This is a genomic window from Nocardia sp. NPDC056100, assembly GCF_042266325.1.
Classification (GTDB): domain Bacteria; phylum Actinomycetota; class Actinomycetes; order Mycobacteriales; family Mycobacteriaceae; genus Nocardia.
Map to the genome: position 1 here is coordinate 477,616 of NZ_JBHJVY010000006.1, position 19,503 is coordinate 497,118.

Sequence of the window (19,503 nt, forward strand, 5' to 3'; positions counted from 1 at the left end):
GCGGTGAACCACTTGCGCTCACCGTGATCGGTTTCCCGTCGCCGAACTCACCGGGCAGCCCGCTCGAAGCAGCTGCCCGGTATCACAAGCGACCTATCGGACGACGTAACCCCGGCGCACCGGCAGACCGCGATCCTCCAGCGCCGCCAGCATGTCCTGCCCGCGCTGCGCGCCCACCGTCGAGGAGGTATTGGCCAGCGCCGGAACATAGGTCGCCGCACCGACGATCGACTCGGCCACCAGCGACCAGAATCGCCGCACACCCAATCCGGCGCAACGCAGCATGGCTTCCTGGATCAGCCGCAGCGCCGGTTCGCACCGGTGCGCCAGCCAGACGTACAGCGCGGGCTCGCACGGCAGCGCCACCACACCCGGCTCACCGGTCAGCCGGTCGCCGTCGACCACGCGAATCGTGGTGTCCGCCAGCCCCGCCCAGTCGATGCCGCCGTCATTGTCGGTATGGATCCACAGATTCTCCAGGCCCGGATCCCAGGCCCGGCCCTCGGACACCAGCATGGCCATGACCCGGCCGATGACCGCGTGGATGAGCGCGGTGGCCACCACCTCCGCGGCGATCTCGGGATTGCTCATCTCGGCGGCGTGGCGGCGGTACATCATCTCGATCCGGCCTTCGCGTATTCCGTCCGCCAACCGCCACCATCTCCGTTTGCCCTGTTCGGACATGGCGGCGACGGCATACACCCGCGGGTGTTCGGGTTGCAGGCCGCGCAGCCGGGCGCAGGCCCTCCCGAAGGCGATCCGGGAATCGCGAGGCGGGCACACGGTTACGGGCTCGAACATCGAACCTCCTCTTTCATCGGACTTCCGGCCACTGTGTACGCAACGAGAATTGAAGATAGGTTAGGCTTACCAAGCTAACGAGAGCAATCAATGTGTCAGGAGTAGTTCGTCACCGTGCCCGCCGTAGTCACCATCAGACGGCGACGTCTGTCCGGACTCCTTCTCCTGGCCGTGCTGCTGGTCTGCGCGGTGCTCGCCAGCATCGCGCTCGGCTCACGTTCCCTACCTCTCAGTGCGGTATTCGACGCACTCACCTGTCCGGGCGGGTTACCACTTTCCTGCCCCGCCGACGGAACCGCCGCGCAGATCGTGCGCGAATTGCGGCTCCCCCGTACCGGACTCGCCCTCGTGACCGGGCTGGCATTGGGCATGGCGGGTGCACTCATCCAGGGCTATACCCGAAACCCGCTCGCTGATGCGGGACTGCTCGGAATCAATGCGGGCGCGGCATTCCTGGCGGCGCTGAGCATTCACCTGTTCGCACTCACCGCGACCACGCAGTACATCTGGTTTGCCCTGGCGGGTGCGCTGATCGCGGGCATCGTCGTATTCGGGGTGTCCTCGATCGGCGGCGGTAAGGCCAGCCCGCTGAGCCTGGTGCTGGCCGGTGCCGCCGTCACCGCGTTCCTGCAGGCCATGACCAATATCGTTGTGCTGCTTGACGAGAACGCGCTCAATACCTATAGGTACTGGGTCGTCGGCGACGTCGCGGGCCATGACGCGGCGGTATTCCAGCAGGTGCTGCCGTTCCTCATCGTGGGCGCGGGCCTGGCGTTGGCCGCCTCACCCGGGCTGAACCTGCTCGGTCTCGGCGATGACGTGGCGCGCGGCCTGGGCGTGAATCTTGCCCGCAATCGGGCATTGGGCCTGGCCGCGGTGGTGCTGCTCGCGGGCGCGGCCACCGCCGCCGTCGGCCCGATCGCCTTCCTCGGCCTGATCGTGCCGCATCTCGCGCGCTCCGTCACCGGCCCCGATTACCGCTGGCTGGTGCCTTATTCGGCCCTGCTGGGAGCCATCACCCTGCTGATAGCCGATACCGTGGGCCGCGTGATCGCCCGCCCCGGTGAACTCCAGGCCGGAATCACCCTCACCGTGATCGGCGCACCGTTCTTCATCCTGTTGGTCCGCCGCCGAAAGCTGGTGAGCCTGTGAGCGATCCCACCCACATCGACCGCACACCCACCGACTCCACTCCCGGACAAACGGACACGACGGCCGATCACGCCATCGCGGTGAAACCCCGTGCCGAACAGGCGGAAACAACACTCGGTCGTGCCATCACGGTGAAAGCCGCTGCTGGACAGCCGAAAGCGGCGGCGCGGGTCGAACCCGAATCCGCGCGGCTGCTGGGCCGGACGCGACCGGCGGTGCGCATCGCCGGATATTCGGCGGTACTGCGGGCGCGGGCACTGCTCACCGTCGCCGTGCTCATCGCGATTCTGCTCACCCTTTTCGCGCTCGATATCAGCACCGGCGAATTCCATATTCCACTCGGGCGCGTGCTGGATGTGCTGGGCGGCGGCGGATCTCGCGCACAGCGGTTCGTGATTTTCGACTCACGTCTGCCGCGTGCGCTGACCGCCGTGATCGTCGGTGCCGCACTGGGTCTGGCGGGCGCGATCACCCAATCCATCCTGCACAATCCGCTCGCGAGCCCGGATATCCTCGGCATCACCTCGGGCGCGAGCTGCGGTGCGGTGCTGATTCTGGCCGGAACCGGTGGCGCGACCACGGGAATCGCGGCGACACTGGGCATTCCGCTTGCCGCACTGGCGGGTGGTCTGCTGACCGCGGTCGCCATCTATCTGCTCGCATGGGGCCGTACCAGCACGGGCGATCACGGTGTCATGGGATTTCGCCTGGTGCTCATCGGCATCGGCGTGAATGCCGCACTGCTGTCGGTCGTCAGCTGGCTGCTCACTCGCGCGACTCTCACCGATGCCGCGCACGCGCAGCTGTGGCTCACCGGATCATTGGATCGGTCGGACTGGTCCACCCTGGTGCCCGCCGGAATCGGTTTGGGAATCACGCTGCTGGTAGCCGCCGCGTCGAGTCGCACCCTGGCCGCGCTGCGGTTCGGCACCGATACCACTCGCGTTCTGGGCGTTCGCATTCAGACCCAGCAGGCGCTGCTTCTCGGCGCGGGCGTGACCGCGGCCGCGCTGGCGACCGCCGCGGCCGGACCCGTCGGCTTCGTCGGCCTGGCCGCACCGCAGATCGCACGCAGGCTGCTGCGCACCCCCGGGGAACCCATCGTCGCCTCGACGCTGATCGGCGCGATCGCCGTGGTCGGGGCGGATCTGGTGTCCCGCACCATACTTCCCGTCGATCTGCCGGTCGGGGTCGTGACCGCCGCGGTCGGCGGACCGTTCATGCTGTACTTGCTCGTACGCGCCAATCGGAAGGCGACCCTGTGACGATTCGAAGCGAAGCAGTGACCACCGCAAGCGATACCGCGGACTCCTCCACTGCCACAGTGACTCTCGCCGCCGAGAACATCACCCTGGGATACGGCGACCGCGTGATCGTCGACGGCCTGTCGCTCGATATCGCACCCGGTGTGATCACCACCGTCATCGGCCCGAACGGTTGCGGCAAGTCCACCCTGCTGCGCTCGCTGGGCCGATTGCTCAAACCGCGAGACGGCCGAATCGTCTTGGACGGCAAGGCGATATCGTCCATGAAGACCCGCGATATCGCCCGCATGGTCGGCATGCTGCCGCAGACCCCCGTCGCCCCCGAGGGCCTGACCGTCGCCGATCTCGTCGCGCGCGGCCGTCATCCGCATCAATCCTGGTTGCGGCAGTGGTCCGCCGATGACGAGACCGAGGTCGCCACGGCGCTCGCGCAGACCGGTATCGCCGATCTCGCCGACCGCACCCTCGATGAACTCTCCGGCGGCCAGCGCCAGCGCGCCTGGATCTCCATGGCGCTGGCACAGGGGACCGATATCCTGCTGCTGGACGAGCCGACCACCTACCTCGATCTCGCGCACTCGCTCGAGGTGCTCGATCTGGTGGATCGCCTGCACGCCGATTTCGGCCGCACCGTGGTCATGGTGCTGCACGATCTGAACCTGGCCATCCGCTACAGCGATGAGCTCATCGTCATGTGCGCGGGCCGGATCGTGGCGCAGGGCCGCCCGGCCGATATCGTCAATTCCGAGCTGCTGCTCGAGGTTTTCGGTCTGCGCGCCGAAGTTCTGGAGGATCCGGTCTCCGGCCGCCCGATGATCGTGCCGATCGGCACCCGGCACGTACATGGCGCCGACGGGCAGGATCCCGCGCCGACCAGCGAGCTATGACCAATCCCACACAGCTACCGACCGGTTACGACGACTTGTAGTACGCATTTGTGTCGTTGCCTCCGTAAACTTATGGGATGGCAGGTCTTGGTGAACTCGAGAAAGCGGTCATGGACCAGTTGTGGTCGGCCGATGAACCCCAAACGGTGCGGCAGGTGCACGAGGCCCTCGCCGAACGCCGCGAGCTCGCGTACACCACGGTGATGACCGTTCTGCAGCGTCTCGCGAAGAAGAACCTCGTACTACAGCAGCGCGATGACCGCGCGCATCGGTACGCCCCCGTGCACACTCGCGACGAACTCGTCGCCAGTCTCATGGTGGACGCATTGCAGCAGGCCGACGAAGTAGGCTCGCGCCGAGCCGCACTCGTGCACTTCGTGGAACAGGTAGGAGCCGATGAGGCTGCCGCTTTGCGAGACGCACTCGCTAAGCTCGAAGCCACCGAGGCGGCACGCAAGGAGCCGAAAGACTCCAAGTAGCCCCGACCTCGGCCCAGGCCCCCACAACGCAGTGAGCTGAGGAATGGATCTGACAGCGCCGGTTTTCGCCGGTCTCGCCCTCTTGTTGGCGGGACCGATCCCGGCGCTGCTCAGCCGAGCCACCTGGCCGTATCGGAGTCCCCGTGCGGCGCTGGTGCTCTGGCAGGCCATCGCTCTCGCCGCCGTCCTGTCCGCCTTCGGTTCCGGGCTCGCCATCGCCAGCAGACTGCTGGTGCCCGGCGGTGACGGACGGCCCACCACCACCCCGAGCAAGGAGATCGCCGCCCTGGGCCTGCCACTTTGGCTCGCCCTGGTGACGGTCTTCGCGCTCACCCTGCTCATCGGGGCGCGGCTGATCTTCTCGGTCATCCGCGTCGGCGTGCACACGCGCCGGCGTCGCGCCAAACACCGCATGCTGGTCGATCTGCTCGATCAGGGCGGCGTGGCACGGAAATCCGCGGATATCCGGGTGCTCGCCGCCACCGAACCCATTGCCTACTGCCTGCCCGGGCTGCGCCGCCGCGTCGTGCTCAGCCAGGGCACCGTGACCAATCTTTCCCAAGAGGAGTTGACCGCAATCGTCAGCCATGAGCGCTCGCATCTGCGCGCCCGCCACGACCTGGTGCTGGAGGCGTTCACCGCCGCACACGAGGCGTTCCCCCGGGTGGTGCGCTCCAAATCCGCACTCGATTCGGTGAAACTGCTGATCGAATTGCTGGCCGATGATTCCGCGGTCAAGGTCACCGGGCCGACGCCGCTGGCGCGCGCCCTGGTCGCCTGTTCGAATTCGCCCGCGCCACAGGGTGCGATGGCGGTCGGCGGGCCCACCACCCTGATTCGCATCCAGCGCCTGGCCGGGCCGATCGGTGATATTCGCATCGCCAGCGCCGCCTATCTGGCCGCCGCCGCCATCCTCGTGGTTCCGACCCTCGCGGTCGCGATTCCGTGGTTGCAGGAACTGAGCCGATTGCTCAGCCGTGCCTGAGCCGCGGAGCACGACGCCCCAGACGGATACCGCGGCTCCCGCGGCCGCACCCCGTTTCGCCTCTTCCGCGGCGGGCGCGCGCCGGTTCGCCGATCTGGGCCTGCCGCCCATGCTGGTACAGGCATTGCGGCGCAATGGGATCGATACGCCGTTCCCCATTCAGGCCGCCGTGATCCCGGACATTCTGGCCGGTCACGATGTATTGGGCCGGGCCGCAACGGGTTCCGGTAAGACCCTGGCGTTCGGGCTGCCGATGCTGGTGCGGTTGTCCGGTGCCTCGACCGCGCCGCGCCGTCCGCGCGGGTTGATCCTGGTGCCCACGCGCGAACTGGCGATCCAGATCGAGACCGCGCTCGATGAGCCGTCGCTGTCCATGGGCCTGCGGCTCGCCATCGCCGTGGGCGGACTGGCGATCAAGGCGCAGGACGAGAAGCTGGGTCGCGGCGTCGATCTGCTCATCGCCACGCCCGGGCGGTTGACCGATTTGATCGGCCGCAAGGCCGTGGATCTGTCGGATGTGCAGGTGCTCACCGTCGACGAGGCCGACCATATGGCCGACCTCGGCTTCCTGCCGCAGCTGACGGCCGTGCTGAATCGTGTTCCCGCCGAATCGCAGAAACTGCTGTTCTCGGCGACCCTGGACGAGGCCATCGGCGAACTGGTGCAGCGGTACCTGCACTCCCCCGTCACCCATACCGTCGCCGAACAGCCCAATGCGAGCGCGCCTGCCGCCGATGCCGTTGCCGCGGAATCGGATTCCGATCTCCCCGATATCGCGCACTACGCCCTGCATGTGCGCCGTATCGAAAAGCGCCCGGTGGTCACCGAAATCGCGGGCCGCAAGGGCCGCACCCTGCTGTTCGTGCGCACCCAGCACGGTGCGGACAAACTGGCAGGCAAACTGCGCGAGGTCGGTATCGCCGCCGCCGCGCTACACGGCGGTCAGGGCCAGAATCAGCGCACCCGAACCCTCGCCGCGTTCGCGGACGGCAGCTGGCCGGTGCTGGTCGCCACCGATATCGCCGCGCGCGGTATCCATGTCGACGATGTCTCGCTGGTCGTGCACGTCGATCCCCCGGCCGATCCGAAGGACTATCTGCACCGGACCGGCCGCACCGCCCGCGCGGGCGCGTCGGGCACCGTGGTCACCGTCGTCACCCCGGACGATCGTCAGGAAGCCGCCGAATTGGCCCGCCGCGCAGGGGTTTCCGTCACCGATCTGGAAGTGCGGCCCGGTGATCGCCGCCTGGCCGAGATCACCGGGGCGCGCCGCGCCTCCGGCCGTCCCATCCCCGATCCGGCCACGGTCGCGGCGGCCGCCAAAGCCGCTGCGGCACCACCGGATCCGGCACCGGAACGCCCTCGCCATCGCATCGATCCGCGCACGGGCGGGCGCAAGCACACCAAGAAGCATAAGCCGAAGTCACGCGGCGGCCGCTGACCGCGCCGACCGGACTTCGCCGAGGTAAAGTCCGCCCCGTGAAGTTCATGTTCGGATGCGCCCTTGCCGTCGCCTGCGCGGCGACGGGAATGCCTGTGGCGCAAGCGGTTACCCCTCCCACCTGTACCGAGACACCCAACGGGTACACGGCGGAGTGGCAGGCCAGTTGGTCGATGTACGAAGCGGGACAGCACAATCCGGCCGAGTCCCGCGCCGCGGTGGTGGTAGATCTCCCGATCACCATCAACGCCCCGCTCGAGCGGGTCTGGTCGGTCTACTCCAACCTGCACAACGATATCGGCCGCCACCCCTTCCTGAAGGATGTGATCACCCACCGCACCTGCGACGATTCCGGCGTCCAGGTGGTGGATTTCACCGCCCTGGAAGACATTCCGATGGGCCCGGTCACCTTCCCCGGCCACACCCAGGCCGAACAGCGCCTGCACCCCGCCGAGCGCTACTACACCTCGGACAGCTGGGATATCCCGAATATCACCACCCACCAGTTGATCACCTTCACCGCGAACGGCGATGGCAGCACCACGGTCAACGAGCACATCACCTTCCTCGCCGATGCGACCCTGATCCAATTCACCGCCGATAACGGCGCATCATCCCACCGCGCCTACCAGGCCGCCCTGAAGCGAGATATCGAGAACGGCACCCTCTGAACCCGATCCGCCACGGGCCGCCGCCCCGGACACGATTCGATCGCAGGCCCGACACACCGGCAATCGCAGCCGATTTGCGGGCGCGCAGTGCGCGATTCACCGGTTAGGCAACCATTCAGCAATCATCATCGGGACCCCTCGGGGCGAGAAGTCCGACCCCGCTACCAGTCAATGGCGAAGGTCGTCCGCTGCCCCGAGCGGGTCACCATCACGAATGCGCCCCCGTACCAACCGGTGAGCACCGAATCGCCCGGTCTGCACGAGAGCTCCCAGCGATCCTGGATCGACGCGCACGATGCGGACTTCAGCGGCAGCAGGCCGCGCTCGAAATCGGTGTTCGGGTGGAACAACTCCCGATACGAGTCGAACCGCTCCGGTCCGGCGGTGAACCGATAGGTGGCGTGACAGGACACATCCACGAAGCCACCGCACCAGCTACGACCACGGGTGAAGTGGTAATCGGCGGGCAGCTCGATTCCCATCTCCACCAATCGCGCCCGGGGATCGCGCTTCACCTCATCGCTGAACGCATCACACCAGATATGCCACGCTCCGGGAGTCAGCAGCGCCGCACCCGCCAGCGCCGAGGCGACCCCGCGCTGAAAGCTGCCCGGACCGCGCGGCCGAGCCGAGCCGAAAGTCCGCGGCCTGCGGCCGAAGACGGCGAACACCCCGGCGAGCGCGACCCCCGCGCCCGCGATCAGGAACGCCTTCCCATCGGCAGCCAATTCCCCGCGACCCGGCACCGCCGGGGTCAGACCACCGGAGATCTTCCAGGTCGCCAGCAGCGACACCATGAGCGCGAGCGGCATCCACAACACGCCCGCGACCCAGGCGTCGGTCCGCGGCACCTCCGGCTCCCCACCCGGGACGTCATACCGCCGCGCCACCACCTTTCCGACGAGGCGGATTCCCCCGATCAGGCCGACGATCGCCTGGATCGGCGCGACCACGATTCCGAGCGGCAAGGTGAGCCACCCGACCAATACGCCCATTGCGATCTGCCGCACGCGCAGCCACGGCGACAGCATCAGCACGGCCGGAATGATCGAGAGCGAGATCAACTCGTACGGAAGCCCCAGCAGCACAACCATTTCGACGAAGAGCCCAACCCCGACCGCACTGGCGAATCCGACCGGACCGAAGACCGGACCCTCGTACCGCGAACGCAGTCGCCGGAAGTGAGTATCGGCGCTCATGCGCACATTCTGCCCGTGAGACGCCGGGAAAGCTCAGCGGCGGCGGGCCCAGCCGCCCCGGGAGCGCCACTGGCCGCCCGACGGAATGCGGGAGCTGAAGCCCGCCAGGTGTAGTGAAAGGGCAAGCAGCCCACCGATGATCAGTAGCTCCACGCCGAATGTGGTGCCTCGATTGACGAGTTCCAGTAGTAGCGCGATGGCGAACAGGACTGCGGCTCCGATAGCGAACATATCGTCGCGATACCCAGCCGCAGCCGTTTCGATCGTCCTACCGGGATGCCGATCAGGTCAGGCCGGCGGCGCAGCTGGATCACATGTGAGCGAGGCGACAACCGAGTTTCGAGTACACTGGCCTGCTGCATGCGTGACACCAGGTAGCGCGCCAATACCTGACATCGAAGCATGGAACACGACAACCCCACGTCAAACCATGAGGCGGCAAACACCGTGCAGTTCCTCCCCGGGCAGACTCCGCCCTACGACCTGACCTATGACGATGTCTTCCTCGTCCCGAATCGGACGGATGTGGCGTCGCGATTCGATGTCGACCTGTCGTCGAGCGACGGAACCGGCACCACCATTCCCCTCGTGGTCGCGAATATGACCGCCGTCGCCGGCCGCCGCATGGCCGAGACGGTGGCCCGCCGGGGCGGCATCGTGGTGCTGCCGCAGGATCTTCCGATCCAGGCCGCGGCCGACACCATCGCCTTCGTCAAGAGCCGCTCGCTCACCGCCGACACCCCGGTCACCCTGGATCCGGAGGATTCGGTCTCCGACGCGCTGGCGCTGATTCACAAGCGCGCGCACGGCGCGGTGGTGCTGGTGCAGGACAACCGCCCGGTCGGCGTGGTCACTGAGGCCGCGTGCAGCGATGTCGACCGTTTCGCGCGACTGAGCACCGTCGCCGACACCAACTTCGTCAGCGCCCCCGCCGATGCCTCCCCGCGTGAGGTCTTCGACCTGCTCGAGGCCGGGCACTCCAAGCTCGCCGTCCTGGTGAACGCGGACGGCACCCTCGCGGGCGTGATGACCCGCACCGGCACCATTCGCGCGGGCATCTACCAGCCCGCCGTCGACGCCAACGGTCAGCTGCGCATCGCGGCGGCGGTCGGCATCAACGGCGATATCCCTTCCAAGGCAAAGGCTCTCGTCAACGCGGGCGCCGATGTGCTGGTGATGGACACCGCGCACGGCCATCAGCAGAAGATGCTGGAGGCGCTGCGCTCGGTGGCCGCCCTGGATCTGGGTGTGCCGCTGGTCGCGGGCAATGTGGTCTCGGCCGCGGGCACCCGCGATCTGATCGAGGCGGGCGCGGACATCATCAAGGTCGGTGTCGGCCCCGGCGCCATGTGCACCACCCGCATGATGACCGGCGTCGGCCGCCCGCAGTTCTCCGCGGTCGCCGAATGTGCCGCCGCCGCAGCCGAATTCGGTAAGCACGTGTGGGCCGACGGCGGCGTCCGGCATCCGCGCGATGTGGCCTTGGCCCTCGCGGCCGGTGCGGCCAATGTCATGATCGGTTCCTGGTTCGCGGGCACCTACGAGTCGCCCGGCGATATGCGCATCGATCGCGACGGCAACCGCTACAAGGAGAGCTTCGGTATGGCCTCCAAGCGTGCGGTCGCCGCGCGCACCGCCACCGATTCGGCCTTCGACCGCGCCCGCAAGGCGCTGTTCGAGGAGGGCATCTCCTCCTCGCGCATGCGCCTGGACGCCGAACGCCCGGGTGTGGAGGATCTGATCGATCACATCACCTCCGGTGTGCGCAGCTCCTGCACCTACGCGGGCGCACGCTCCATCGCCGAATTCCATGACCGGGCCGTGCTCGGTGTGCAGTCGGCCGCCGGTTTCGCCGAGGGCCGTCCGCTGCCTTCGGGCTGGTAAACCGGCTCGAATCGGGCAGCCATCCCGGCGGGGACCGTACGGAACCCGCCGGGTTTTCCCATGCCCGGCCAGGTCACGCTGAAGGCGAGCGGGCCAGCCGGTAACATGTCGACCATCGGATCGTGCCGACCCGTCACGATCTACCCCATGCGAAAGGAACCAGTTGTCACCCGCGTCCGAGGGCGCCGTTCAGGAGGGCTCCTCTACCGAGCCGGGTGACAAACCCGGCGCCATCGCTCCCTCAGCCACACAGACGGCCGGGTGGTGCTGACCGTGTCAGCCCTGCTCACCGTTCTCAGCCTGATCGGTTTCATCGCACTGACCGCCGGTACAGCGTTATTCGTTGCCGCGGAATTCTCGCTCACCGCCCTGGAACGCAGCACCGTGGAGGCGCACGCCCGCGACGGCGACCGCCGCGCCCGGCAGGTGCGCCAGGCGCATCGCACGCTCTCGTTCCAACTCTCCGGGGCGCAGCTAGGCATCACCATCACCACTCTGATCACCGGTTATATCGCCGAACCGGTATTGGCGCGGCTGCTGGAACCCATATTCGACGCCCTCGGCCTGGATGCCGGTACCTCGCATGGCATTTCGCTGGCGCTGGCACTGATTCTGGCCACCTCGCTGTCCATGATCTACGGCGAACTGGTGCCGAAGAACATCGCCATCGCCTCACCGCTGGCCACCGCACGCTGGACCGCGGGGCCGATGATGTGGTTCTCCATGGCATTTCGCTGGCTCATCAATTTCCTCAATGGCGCGGCCAACTGGGCCGTGCGACGCCTGGGCATCGAACCGGCCGAGGAATTGCGCTCGGCGCGTTCCCCGCAGGAATTGGGTTCCCTCGTACGCACGTCCGCATTGCACGGCGCGCTCGATCAGCGCACCGCGCAGGTGGTGGATCGCTCACTGCAATTCGGTGAGCGCAGCGCGGAGGAGCTCATGACCCCGCGCGTGAAGATCGAATCCCTCGATCAGAACTGCACCATCGCCGATCTCATCGAATGTGCCAGTCGCACCGGGTTTTCCCGCTTCCCGGTGATCGACGGGGATCTCGACAACACGCTCGGCGTGGTGCACGTCAAACAGGCGTTCACGCATCCGGCATCGCAGCGCCGGATCATCAAGCTCAAGGACATCTGCCAGCCCGTGCCGATCGTGCCCGCCAGCCTGGACGGTGACGAAGTGCTCGAACGCGTACGCGCGGACGGTATGCAGGTCGCGCTGGTGGTCGACGAATACGGCGGCACCGCCGGCATCGTCACCATGGAGGACCTGATCGAGGAAATCCTCGGCGACGTCCGCGATGAGCACGATGAAGAGGAACTCGATGTGCGCCGCACCTCCACCGGCTGGGACTGCTCCGGGTTGTTGCGCGTCGACGAGGTCTCGCGCACAACGGGTTACGACGCACCCGACGGCGAGTACGAAACCCTCGGCGGTCTGGTGCTGACCCGCCTGGGCCGCATCCCGGTCACCGGCGATGAGGTACTGCTGCCCGAACCCGGCAACAACCACGCCATGGATCCGCACACCAGCGGCGGCTGGATCGCCAAGGTGGAACGCATGGACGGCCGTCGCATCGACCGGGTGCTGCTGCGCCCCGTCGACGCCGAGGGCCTGGCGGAATGGGAGCTGCACCATGGGTGATTGGACAGCGGTACTGCTGGCCCTGGGGCTGCTGCTGGGTAACGCGTTCTTCGTCGGTGCGGAATTCGCCCTGATCTCCGCGCGCCGCGATCGCCTGGAAGCGCTTGCCGCACAAGGTAAGCGCAGCGCCAATACGGTGATCGAGGCGGCGCAGAATCTGTCGATGATGCTGGCGGCGGCGCAGCTGGGCATCACCATCTGCTCCATCCTGCTCGGCCGCGTCGGCGAACCCGCTGTGGCGCATCTGCTTTCGGGTGTCTTCGATCTGGTCGGCATGCCCGATTCGCTGCTGCACCCGATTTCGTTCGCGGTGGCGCTGGCGATCGTGGTGGTGCTGCACATCCTGCTCGGCGAGATGATTCCGAAGAATATCGCGCTGGCCGGACCGGAACGCTCCGCGCTGCTGCTGGTTCCGGTGCATCTGATGTGGTTGCGCCTGGCGCGGCCGCTGATCGCGGTCTACAACCTGGCGGCGAATCTGTCGCTGCGGGCGCTGCGCATCGAACCCAAGGATGAACTCGATTCGACGGTGTCCTCGGTGGAATTGGCCGAGATGTTCGGTGAATCGCATTCCGAGGGGCTGCTGGACGAGGAGGAGCACCGCCGCCTGACCCAGGCGCTGGGCTCCAGCGACAGCATCGTCGCCGATGTCATGGTGCCGCTGGACAAGACGCGGTCGGTCCCGCTGCGCGGGGAGGGCACCACGCTCGGCGATATCGAGAACGCGGTGACCGAGACCGGTTTCTCGCGCTATCCGGTGCGCGCCGGTGACGGTTCGCTGGTCGGCTATCTGCATGTCAAGGATGTGCTGGATCTGGTGGCCGATGATCAGGCCGGTCCGTCGACGCCCATCCCGCGCACCGATATCCGCCCGCTGCCCACGGTCAGCACCGGCGCCACCCTCTTCGAGGCCCTGGCTCGGTTGCGCCGCACCAATTCCCATCTGGGCCGGGTGGTGGACAGTCGCGGCAATACCGTCGGCATCGTCGCACTCGAGGATCTGGTGGAGGAGTTCGTGGGCACCGTCCGCGACGCCACCCACCGCATCGCGGAGTAACCATGCCGGTTGTGCAACAGGAGATTCCGGTGCTCGCGCCCGCCGATTGGCGGGCGCGAGCCGCCGCACACCGGGAACGGGTCGAACGACTGGTCGGCCCGTATCTGGCGCAGCGTGCGGCCGGGACCAAACATCCGGTCATCGACTTCCTGTTCACCTACTACGGCAATAAGCCCGCCCAGCTGCGACGCTGGCACCCGGGTTTCGGCATCGGGCTGGCGGATGCCGCCGACTACGCCGAAACCCGGGGCTATCACCTGAATTCGGATACCGCCGCGTACACCGCCGACCCGGCGTTCCTCGAAAAGCGCCGGGACACCATCGAATTCGTCACCCGACTGCTCTCGGCGACAGCCACCCGCCCGGCTCAACTGTCCTGCTTCGGGCTGCACGAATGGGCGATGGTGTACCGCACCGATGAGGTCCGCCATCAGCAGGTGCCACTGCGGCTGGGCACCGCCGGAACGGACGCCGTGGTCGAGTCGATGCAGTTGCGCTGCACACACTTCGACGCCTTCCGATTCTTCACCCCCGAAGCGGTTCCGCTCAATATCGAGCCGCTGACGCGCGCGGATCAGGAACATCGCGAACAGCCCGGCTGCCTGCACGCCAATATGGATCTGTACAAGTGGGGCTTCAAGCTCACCCCGCTGATCGCCTCGGACCTGCTGTTCGACTGCTTCGAATTGGCCTGCGCCGCCCGGGAACTCGATATGAAGGCCAGCCCCTACGACCTCTCGTCCTACGACTACGAGCCGATCCGCATCGAAACCCCGTCGGGCCGAGCGGAATACGTGCGCAGACAAGCGGACATCGCAACCCGCGCCGCTGTCCTGCGCGACCGCCTCTCCAACAGCTGCCGCGCACTCCTCGACTAACGCTGTGCCGGTTCAGTTCTCGCGGGCAGTAGCAACCGATTCAGCAGGCCCGCGGAGACGGCGGCCAATAGCGCTCCATCCACGTAGTGGAATGCCATCGCCCCGAAGTACGTGGGCCCACCCCAGGCATTGACGACGAAGTTCGGGTCCAGACCGCCCAGCACCTGCATACCGCAGCGATAGGGGAAGTACACCAGCATCGCCAGCGGTATCACCGACAGCAACAGGCGCGGCAGCGCGGACACCCGACGAAAGATCGACCGCACCGTCCACGCGAGCCGATGCTCCGCGGTGCTCCCCAAGGGCGCGAGCAGCAGCCGCGGAGACCGAGTACCGCTGCGACGCAACACCATCACCGCCACCGAAGCGGCCAGCACATACAGCACCACATGCGGCCAAAAGGCATCGGTACCCGCCACTTGCACCTCACGCTGCCCCGACCGACCGAGATAGATCGCACCGCCGGAAACGATCCCCGCCACCAGGGAAATCCCGGCAACGCACACCGCCGGCCGCGAGAACGTGAACCGGAACCCGGATGCCGAGGATTCGCGCGGCCCCGGCCCGAAGCCGGAGGCCTGGGATCGCGGAGCCGAACCCAAGCCGGAAGCCTGGGATGGCGGGGCCTCCGATCCGAAGCCGCAAGCCTGGGATCGCCGGGCCTGCGAACCCAAGGCGGAAGCTTGGGATCGCCTGGCCTCTGACCCGAAGTCGGAAGCCGGTGGGCGCGGCTGGCGCGATGCGGGGCCGACTGCCGCGCTGTGCGTGGCGCGGCGGGCGGGGTCGGGGGCGGAGGTGTTCATGGCTGTAACTGTCGCGTCCCGACGCGGGTCTCGTCGTCCATCCCGGGCCTGGAATCAAGGCCCGGCGCGCGGCTGATTCGCGGTGGCATCTCCACCTCGGGGATGACATCGCGGGGCCGATGTAGGGCCGTCCATCAGCGGATTACCGTCAACGCCATGGTGATCACCTCATTGCCGCCGGAACGGACCGTGCGGGCGGCTCCGTGGCATCAGCGGCTCATCCCGGCCGGGCGGGCGGATCACACCGGCCCCGATTGGGTCGATTTCGCCATTGCCGCAGCCTGTTTCGCGGCGTTCACGGTGCCGGTGCTGATCACCGGGAACGGTATCGGCTCGCGGACCGCGATCACGCTGTTCGGTCTCGCGGCCGTTCTTCCGCTCGTCGTCCGGCGGCGCTGGCCAGTGGCGGTCGCCATCGCGGTTGCGGTGGTGCTGTGCGCCGCCGCGCTGGCCGGTGTTCGGTTCACGCCCTGGGTCAGCAATACCGGTCCGGCTTTCGCGGTCGCGGTGCTCACGCTCGCCGATCGGCGGTCGCGGCGCGAATCGCTGCTCGTCACCGGCCTCGGGCTCGTCGCGATCGCCATCACCGCGCAGTTCGGCCTGAGTTGGCATCCCGATCAGGATCAGGACTTCGTACAGCTGTTCATCGCGATTCCGGCGTGGCTGGCCGGTGACGCATTGCGCACCCGGCGTGAGTACCGGCGCGATATCGCTGTGCAGCAACAACTTCGGGCCGTGGATTCGGAGCGGCGGATCCGCGCCGAGGAGCGGTTGCGGGTATCGCGCGATGTGCACGACCTCATCTCGCACACCCTGAGCATGGTGGCCGTGCGCGCCGGGGTGGCCCGGCTGCTGCTCGACGAACAGCCGGACGAGGCGCGCCGAGCGCTCAGCGCGATCGAGGACGCCAGCCGGTCGGGGCTGACCGAATTGCGGCAGGTCCTGGCGCAATTACGCGAACCGGGGCAGCGGGAGGAGCCGGGCGAACCGGGCCTCACCGAGATCAACGGCCTCGTCGACGACCTGCGCCAGAGTGTCGCGATCGTGGATTACCGCGTCATCGGGCAGCCCCGCGACTATCCGGCACTGCTGGAGACGACCGCCTACCGCATCGTTCAGGAAGCGCTCACCAATATCGTCAAACACTCGCGCGCCACCCACGCCGAACTCGAAATCCGGCATACGCCAACCGAATTGACCATCACCGTCACCGACGACGGACCCGCCGCACCACCTACCGGGAACGCGTCCACCGGCTCCGGTCTCGGCCTGATCGGCATGCGCGAACGGGTCTCCCTGTTCGGCGGCCATTTCGACTCCGGTCCGCGTCCGCAGGGCGGCTTCGCGGTCACCGCGACCTTCCCCGTCGATAATGACCCCCATGCCTGACGCCGCCCCGATCCGGGTACTCATCGCCGACGACGAAGCCCTGGTGCGCGCGGGCTTTCGCGTCCTGGTCGACTCCGCACCCGATCTCACCGTGCTCGGCGAGGCGGGCAATGGCGCGGAAGCGGTGCAACTGACCCGCCGCCTGCGCCCCGATGTGGTGCTGATGGATATCCGCATGCCGATCATGGACGGCCTGGAAGCCATGCGGCATATCGCCGCCGACACCGCGCAGCAGCCGCGCGTACTCATCGTGACCACCTTCGACCAGGACGAACACGTCTTCCAGGCACTCCGCAGCGGTGCCAGCGGCTTCCTGCTCAAAGACTCACCGCCGGAACAGCTGCTGCACGCGATCCGGGTGGTGGCCCAGGGTGATGCCCTGCTGACACCCAGCATCACCCGCCGCATGATCGACGAATTCGCCCGCCGCCCAACCACTCCCGATCGGCGGCCGGATATCCGCACCGGACTCACCGACCGCGAGTACGAGGTCCTCATTCACGTCGCGTCCGGCCGCACCAACGCCGAGATCGCGAGCACCCTGCACGTCAGCATCGCGACCGTCAAAACCCATATCGGCCATCTGCTCACCAAACTCGATGCGCGCGACCGCACTCAACTGGTGGTGCTCGCCTACGAATCCGGAATCGTGGTTCCCGGAGCCTGATTCACGCGCCGTCGAGGGCGCGCAAACCGGATTCGATTGCGGCGATGCGCTGTCGGGCCGCCTCGAGCGGGAACGGAGATCGCAGTTCGATGGACAGGCGATCGCCGAAGGTGGACAGCACGTAGGTGCCTGGCGGGGCGACCGGGGCGTCCGGGTCGGTGCGCGGCTCGAACATCACGCTGCTGAAGTCCTCGAATTCGAGACCGGGGACCCGCGGTGTCGGTACCACGCCCCAGTTGCTGGAGATCACGATCACCGGTCGCTGGGATTCGGGCACCAGGGCGAATTGCGCGACCGCGGTGGTCATGGTGTCGAAGAATCGCAGTCCCGCCTGGTGAATCTCGCCGTTCTCCAAGCCTTTTCGCAATTCCTCGGTGACGGCGCGAGCGACCGTCGCGGTATCGCCGAGATCGCCGGCGGGGACGAAACTCGCGAAACCCAGCGGATTGGTGGCGGCCGGTTTCGGCACCGGCGGTGCGATCCGATTGCGCAGATCCACCGCGTACGTGTAGGCGAGGCGCTCCCCCGCCACCCCGTTCATTTCGGCTTCGACGCGCAGAATCACCGCGGAGACAACGCCGTTGAGGGTGGTCTCGTATTTGCGCGCGCGGGCCAGCAGTCCGGAGGTCGTTTCCGCGTCCAGGCGGACACGGGCGGCGGCGATCGTGTACATCCGCATCGCATCCGATACCCGAGCCGGTGGCCCGGACGGCTCGGCGACTGCCGTGGCCGCGCTCGGCACCTCCGCGATCGGGTTGTCCGCCTTGACGATTCCCCGATCGGCGAGCACCTGTTCGAGCGATTCGGGATAGTCCCGCGGGGTGAGGTCGACCGCTTCCCCGGATACGGCGGCCGTGTACAGCGACCACAAATCGGCCAGCAACTCGAGCGAGTGATATCCGTCGGCAACGCTGTGATGGGTGAACAGCGTGACCGCCGCCCGATCGCCGTCATGCGCCACATGCAGACCGGACAGCGCGCGGCTTTGATCCCCGCAGACCCCCGGAATCGGCGCGTCGATATCCCCCGAGCTCACCACGATCCCCGGTAGCGGCCCCGGTCCGGCCACAATCGCGTACCCCCGGTCCTCGGGCTCCAGCACCGCCGACAACACCGGATATCTGCGCCGCAATCCCGCGAACGCGACCGAGAGCGCCGGGATATCGAGCTCACCGCGTACCCGCAGGCGATAACCGATATAGGCGCCCGCCATGGCGAAAACCAGCTCGCTGGGGGCAAGAGAACGCACACGACCAACAGACACACAGGCTCCTCGGGGAGTTGGAATGGCGGGGGGGTGAGAACTCAACCCACTATTCCGGGCTCGACCGCCCTGTGCCACAGCATTATTCGCCCGCCACCGGCGCGGCCCCCGGACCCGGGAGTATGTCGACATCCGATGCGTGCATGGGTGTGCCGCAGTGCGCGCAGGTGAGATCCACCGAACTGATCGCACCGCAGGCGTGATGGCGATAGAGCACCGGCGGCCCCGCCTCCCCCGCCAGCCACTTATCCCCCCAGCCGACCATGACCATGAGGACATCGATCAGCTCGGTCCCCTTCTCGGTCAGCACATACTCGTAGCGCGGCCGGTTGTCGTACGGCCGACGCTCCAGCACACCGCATTCGACCAGGTGATTCAGCCGCTCGGTCAGCACCTTGCGAGAGATCCCGAGATCGGACTGGATCTGCTCGAACCGACTGAACCCCACCCAGATATCCCGCAGGATCAACGGCGACCACGGCTCACCGATCACATCCAGGGTCCGCGCGATCGAGCAGGCCATCTCACTGAAGTTCGTGCGTTGCATGAAAGAAGTCTACCAATTGGGGTTCCCTAAGGGAACTTAAGGCGCTACGGTTATGGCGTCTCCTAAAGGAACTAACCCGCATCTCCGATACGAGGTATCGCCATGACCATCACCCCCGAAATCCGCGCCGCCCTCGACAGCACCCCGGTAGCCCACCTGGCCACCCTCCTCCCCGACGGCTCCCCCCACTCCATCCCCCTCTGGGTAGGCACCCACAACGACCACATAGCCATCCTCACCGGCCCCACCTCCCGCAAAGCCCGCAACCTCCACCGCGACCCCCGAGTAGCCCTCTCCCTCACCCCACCCGACAACCCCTACCAATCGATCATGATCCGCGGACGAGTAACCCAATGGCTCGAAGGCGACGAAGCCTGGAAAGTCATAGACGCCATCGCCACCAAATACATAGGCCAGCCCTACTCCCGCGAGGAAGACCGAGTAGTCGCCCTAATCACCCCCGACCACCAAACGATCGGGTGAT

20 protein-coding genes are annotated in these 19,503 nt (G+C 67.1%); 14 read left to right on the forward strand and 6 right to left on the reverse strand.

The genetic code is table 11. The features are described from left to right. Positions 1 to 93: 93 nt before the first annotated feature. Positions 94 to 801, reverse strand: a complete 708-nt coding sequence (locus ACFC0O_RS41265) for a hypothetical protein (protein ID WP_375967699.1) — start codon at positions 799 to 801, stop codon at positions 94 to 96. Between the two features lie 114 nt (positions 802 to 915). Here ACFC0O_RS41265 and ACFC0O_RS41270 point away from each other — a divergent pair, with 114 nt between their 5' ends. The 7 genes from ACFC0O_RS41270 to ACFC0O_RS41300 all read left to right on the forward strand — a co-directional run bounded on the left by ACFC0O_RS41270 (position 916) and on the right by ACFC0O_RS41300 (position 7,681). Next, positions 916 to 1,953, forward strand: a complete 1,038-nt coding sequence (locus ACFC0O_RS41270; RefSeq protein ID WP_375967700.1) for a FecCD family ABC transporter permease — start codon at positions 916 to 918, stop codon at positions 1,951 to 1,953. A gap of 191 nt (positions 1,954 to 2,144) precedes the next feature. Next, positions 2,145 to 3,218 carry a FecCD family ABC transporter permease gene (locus ACFC0O_RS41275; RefSeq protein ID WP_375967785.1) on the forward strand — a complete coding sequence of 358 codons (1,074 nt, stop codon included), beginning with the start codon at positions 2,145 to 2,147 and terminating at the stop codon, positions 3,216 to 3,218. A 59-nt stretch (positions 3,219 to 3,277) separates the two neighbouring features. Next, a complete protein-coding gene (locus ACFC0O_RS41280; RefSeq protein WP_375967787.1) occupies positions 3,278 to 4,105 on the forward strand; it encodes an ABC transporter ATP-binding protein in 828 nt (275 codons plus the stop codon). A gap of 77 nt (positions 4,106 to 4,182) precedes the next feature. Then, complete coding sequence (locus ACFC0O_RS41285; RefSeq protein WP_067562558.1) at positions 4,183 to 4,584, forward strand: BlaI/MecI/CopY family transcriptional regulator; 402 nt, start codon at positions 4,183 to 4,185, stop codon at positions 4,582 to 4,584. A 43-nt stretch (positions 4,585 to 4,627) separates the two neighbouring features. Then, complete coding sequence (locus ACFC0O_RS41290) at positions 4,628 to 5,569, forward strand: M48 family metalloprotease (RefSeq protein ID WP_364633733.1); 942 nt, start codon at positions 4,628 to 4,630, stop codon at positions 5,567 to 5,569. 109 nt (positions 5,570 to 5,678) lie between these two features. Continuing rightward, positions 5,679 to 7,010 (forward strand): DEAD/DEAH box helicase, encoded by a 1,332-nt coding sequence (locus tag ACFC0O_RS41295; protein WP_375967789.1) that lies wholly within the window; start codon positions 5,679 to 5,681, stop codon positions 7,008 to 7,010. A gap of 47 nt (positions 7,011 to 7,057) precedes the next feature. Further along, positions 7,058 to 7,681, forward strand: a complete 624-nt coding sequence (locus ACFC0O_RS41300; RefSeq protein WP_375967791.1) for a hypothetical protein — start codon at positions 7,058 to 7,060, stop codon at positions 7,679 to 7,681. 161 nt (positions 7,682 to 7,842) lie between these two features. Here the strand turns inward: ACFC0O_RS41300 and ACFC0O_RS41305 are convergent, their stop codons facing one another. Continuing rightward, entirely contained in the window at positions 7,843 to 8,880 is a 1,038-nt protein-coding gene (locus ACFC0O_RS41305; RefSeq protein ID WP_375967703.1) for a hypothetical protein, read from the reverse strand. 33 nt (positions 8,881 to 8,913) lie between these two features. Further along, on the reverse strand, positions 8,914 to 9,111 hold the full coding sequence (locus ACFC0O_RS41310) for a hypothetical protein (RefSeq protein ID WP_364633729.1): 198 nt from the start codon (positions 9,109 to 9,111) through the stop codon (positions 8,914 to 8,916). A gap of 216 nt (positions 9,112 to 9,327) precedes the next feature. On the opposite strand from ACFC0O_RS41310, the gene ACFC0O_RS41315 reads away from it, so the two are divergent. From ACFC0O_RS41315 to ACFC0O_RS41330, 4 genes are all read left to right on the forward strand, one after another. After that, on the forward strand, positions 9,328 to 10,764 hold the full coding sequence (locus ACFC0O_RS41315; protein WP_375967793.1) for a GuaB1 family IMP dehydrogenase-related protein: 1,437 nt from the start codon (positions 9,328 to 9,330) through the stop codon (positions 10,762 to 10,764). A gap of 273 nt (positions 10,765 to 11,037) precedes the next feature. Next, the gene (locus ACFC0O_RS41320) at positions 11,038 to 12,414 is read left to right on the forward strand and encodes a hemolysin family protein (protein ID WP_375967704.1); all 1,377 of its coding nucleotides are present in this window, start codon (positions 11,038 to 11,040) and stop codon (positions 12,412 to 12,414) included. After that, the gene (locus tag ACFC0O_RS41325; protein ID WP_375967705.1) at positions 12,407 to 13,471 is read left to right on the forward strand and encodes a hemolysin family protein; all 1,065 of its coding nucleotides are present in this window, start codon (positions 12,407 to 12,409) and stop codon (positions 13,469 to 13,471) included. The genes ACFC0O_RS41320 and ACFC0O_RS41325 overlap by 8 nt, the downstream gene beginning before the upstream one ends. Before the next feature lie 2 nt (positions 13,472 to 13,473). Continuing rightward, entirely contained in the window at positions 13,474 to 14,349 is an 876-nt protein-coding gene (locus tag ACFC0O_RS41330; protein WP_375967707.1) for a 3-methyladenine DNA glycosylase, read from the forward strand. Here ACFC0O_RS41330 and ACFC0O_RS41335 read toward each other — a convergent pair. Continuing rightward, positions 14,346 to 14,831, reverse strand: a complete 486-nt coding sequence (locus tag ACFC0O_RS41335) for a hypothetical protein (RefSeq protein WP_375967709.1) — start codon at positions 14,829 to 14,831, stop codon at positions 14,346 to 14,348. The genes ACFC0O_RS41330 and ACFC0O_RS41335 overlap by 4 nt on opposite strands. A gap of 477 nt (positions 14,832 to 15,308) precedes the next feature. Here ACFC0O_RS41335 and ACFC0O_RS41340 point away from each other — a divergent pair, with 477 nt between their 5' ends. Together ACFC0O_RS41340 and ACFC0O_RS41345 are read left to right on the forward strand one after the other, a co-directional pair. After that, the gene (locus ACFC0O_RS41340) at positions 15,309 to 16,541 is read left to right on the forward strand and encodes a sensor histidine kinase (RefSeq protein WP_375967711.1); all 1,233 of its coding nucleotides are present in this window, start codon (positions 15,309 to 15,311) and stop codon (positions 16,539 to 16,541) included. Then, the gene (locus tag ACFC0O_RS41345; protein WP_375967712.1) at positions 16,534 to 17,208 is read left to right on the forward strand and encodes a response regulator; all 675 of its coding nucleotides are present in this window, start codon (positions 16,534 to 16,536) and stop codon (positions 17,206 to 17,208) included. The genes ACFC0O_RS41340 and ACFC0O_RS41345 overlap by 8 nt, the downstream gene beginning before the upstream one ends. Position 17,209: 1 nt before the next feature. On the opposite strand, the gene ACFC0O_RS41350 is transcribed toward ACFC0O_RS41345, so the two are convergent. Both ACFC0O_RS41350 and ACFC0O_RS41355 read right to left on the reverse strand, forming a co-directional pair. After that, positions 17,210 to 18,472 carry a hypothetical protein gene (locus ACFC0O_RS41350; RefSeq protein WP_375967713.1) on the reverse strand — a complete coding sequence of 421 codons (1,263 nt, stop codon included), beginning with the start codon at positions 18,470 to 18,472 and terminating at the stop codon, positions 17,210 to 17,212. Positions 18,473 to 18,554: 82 nt separating this feature from the next. Continuing rightward, complete coding sequence (locus ACFC0O_RS41355; RefSeq protein WP_375967714.1) at positions 18,555 to 19,019, reverse strand: winged helix-turn-helix transcriptional regulator; 465 nt, start codon at positions 19,017 to 19,019, stop codon at positions 18,555 to 18,557. A 102-nt stretch (positions 19,020 to 19,121) separates the two neighbouring features. On the opposite strand from ACFC0O_RS41355, the gene ACFC0O_RS41360 reads away from it, so the two are divergent. After that, a complete protein-coding gene (locus ACFC0O_RS41360) occupies positions 19,122 to 19,502 on the forward strand; it encodes a PPOX class F420-dependent oxidoreductase (RefSeq protein ID WP_375967716.1) in 381 nt (126 codons plus the stop codon). Position 19,503: the final 1 nt, after the last annotated feature.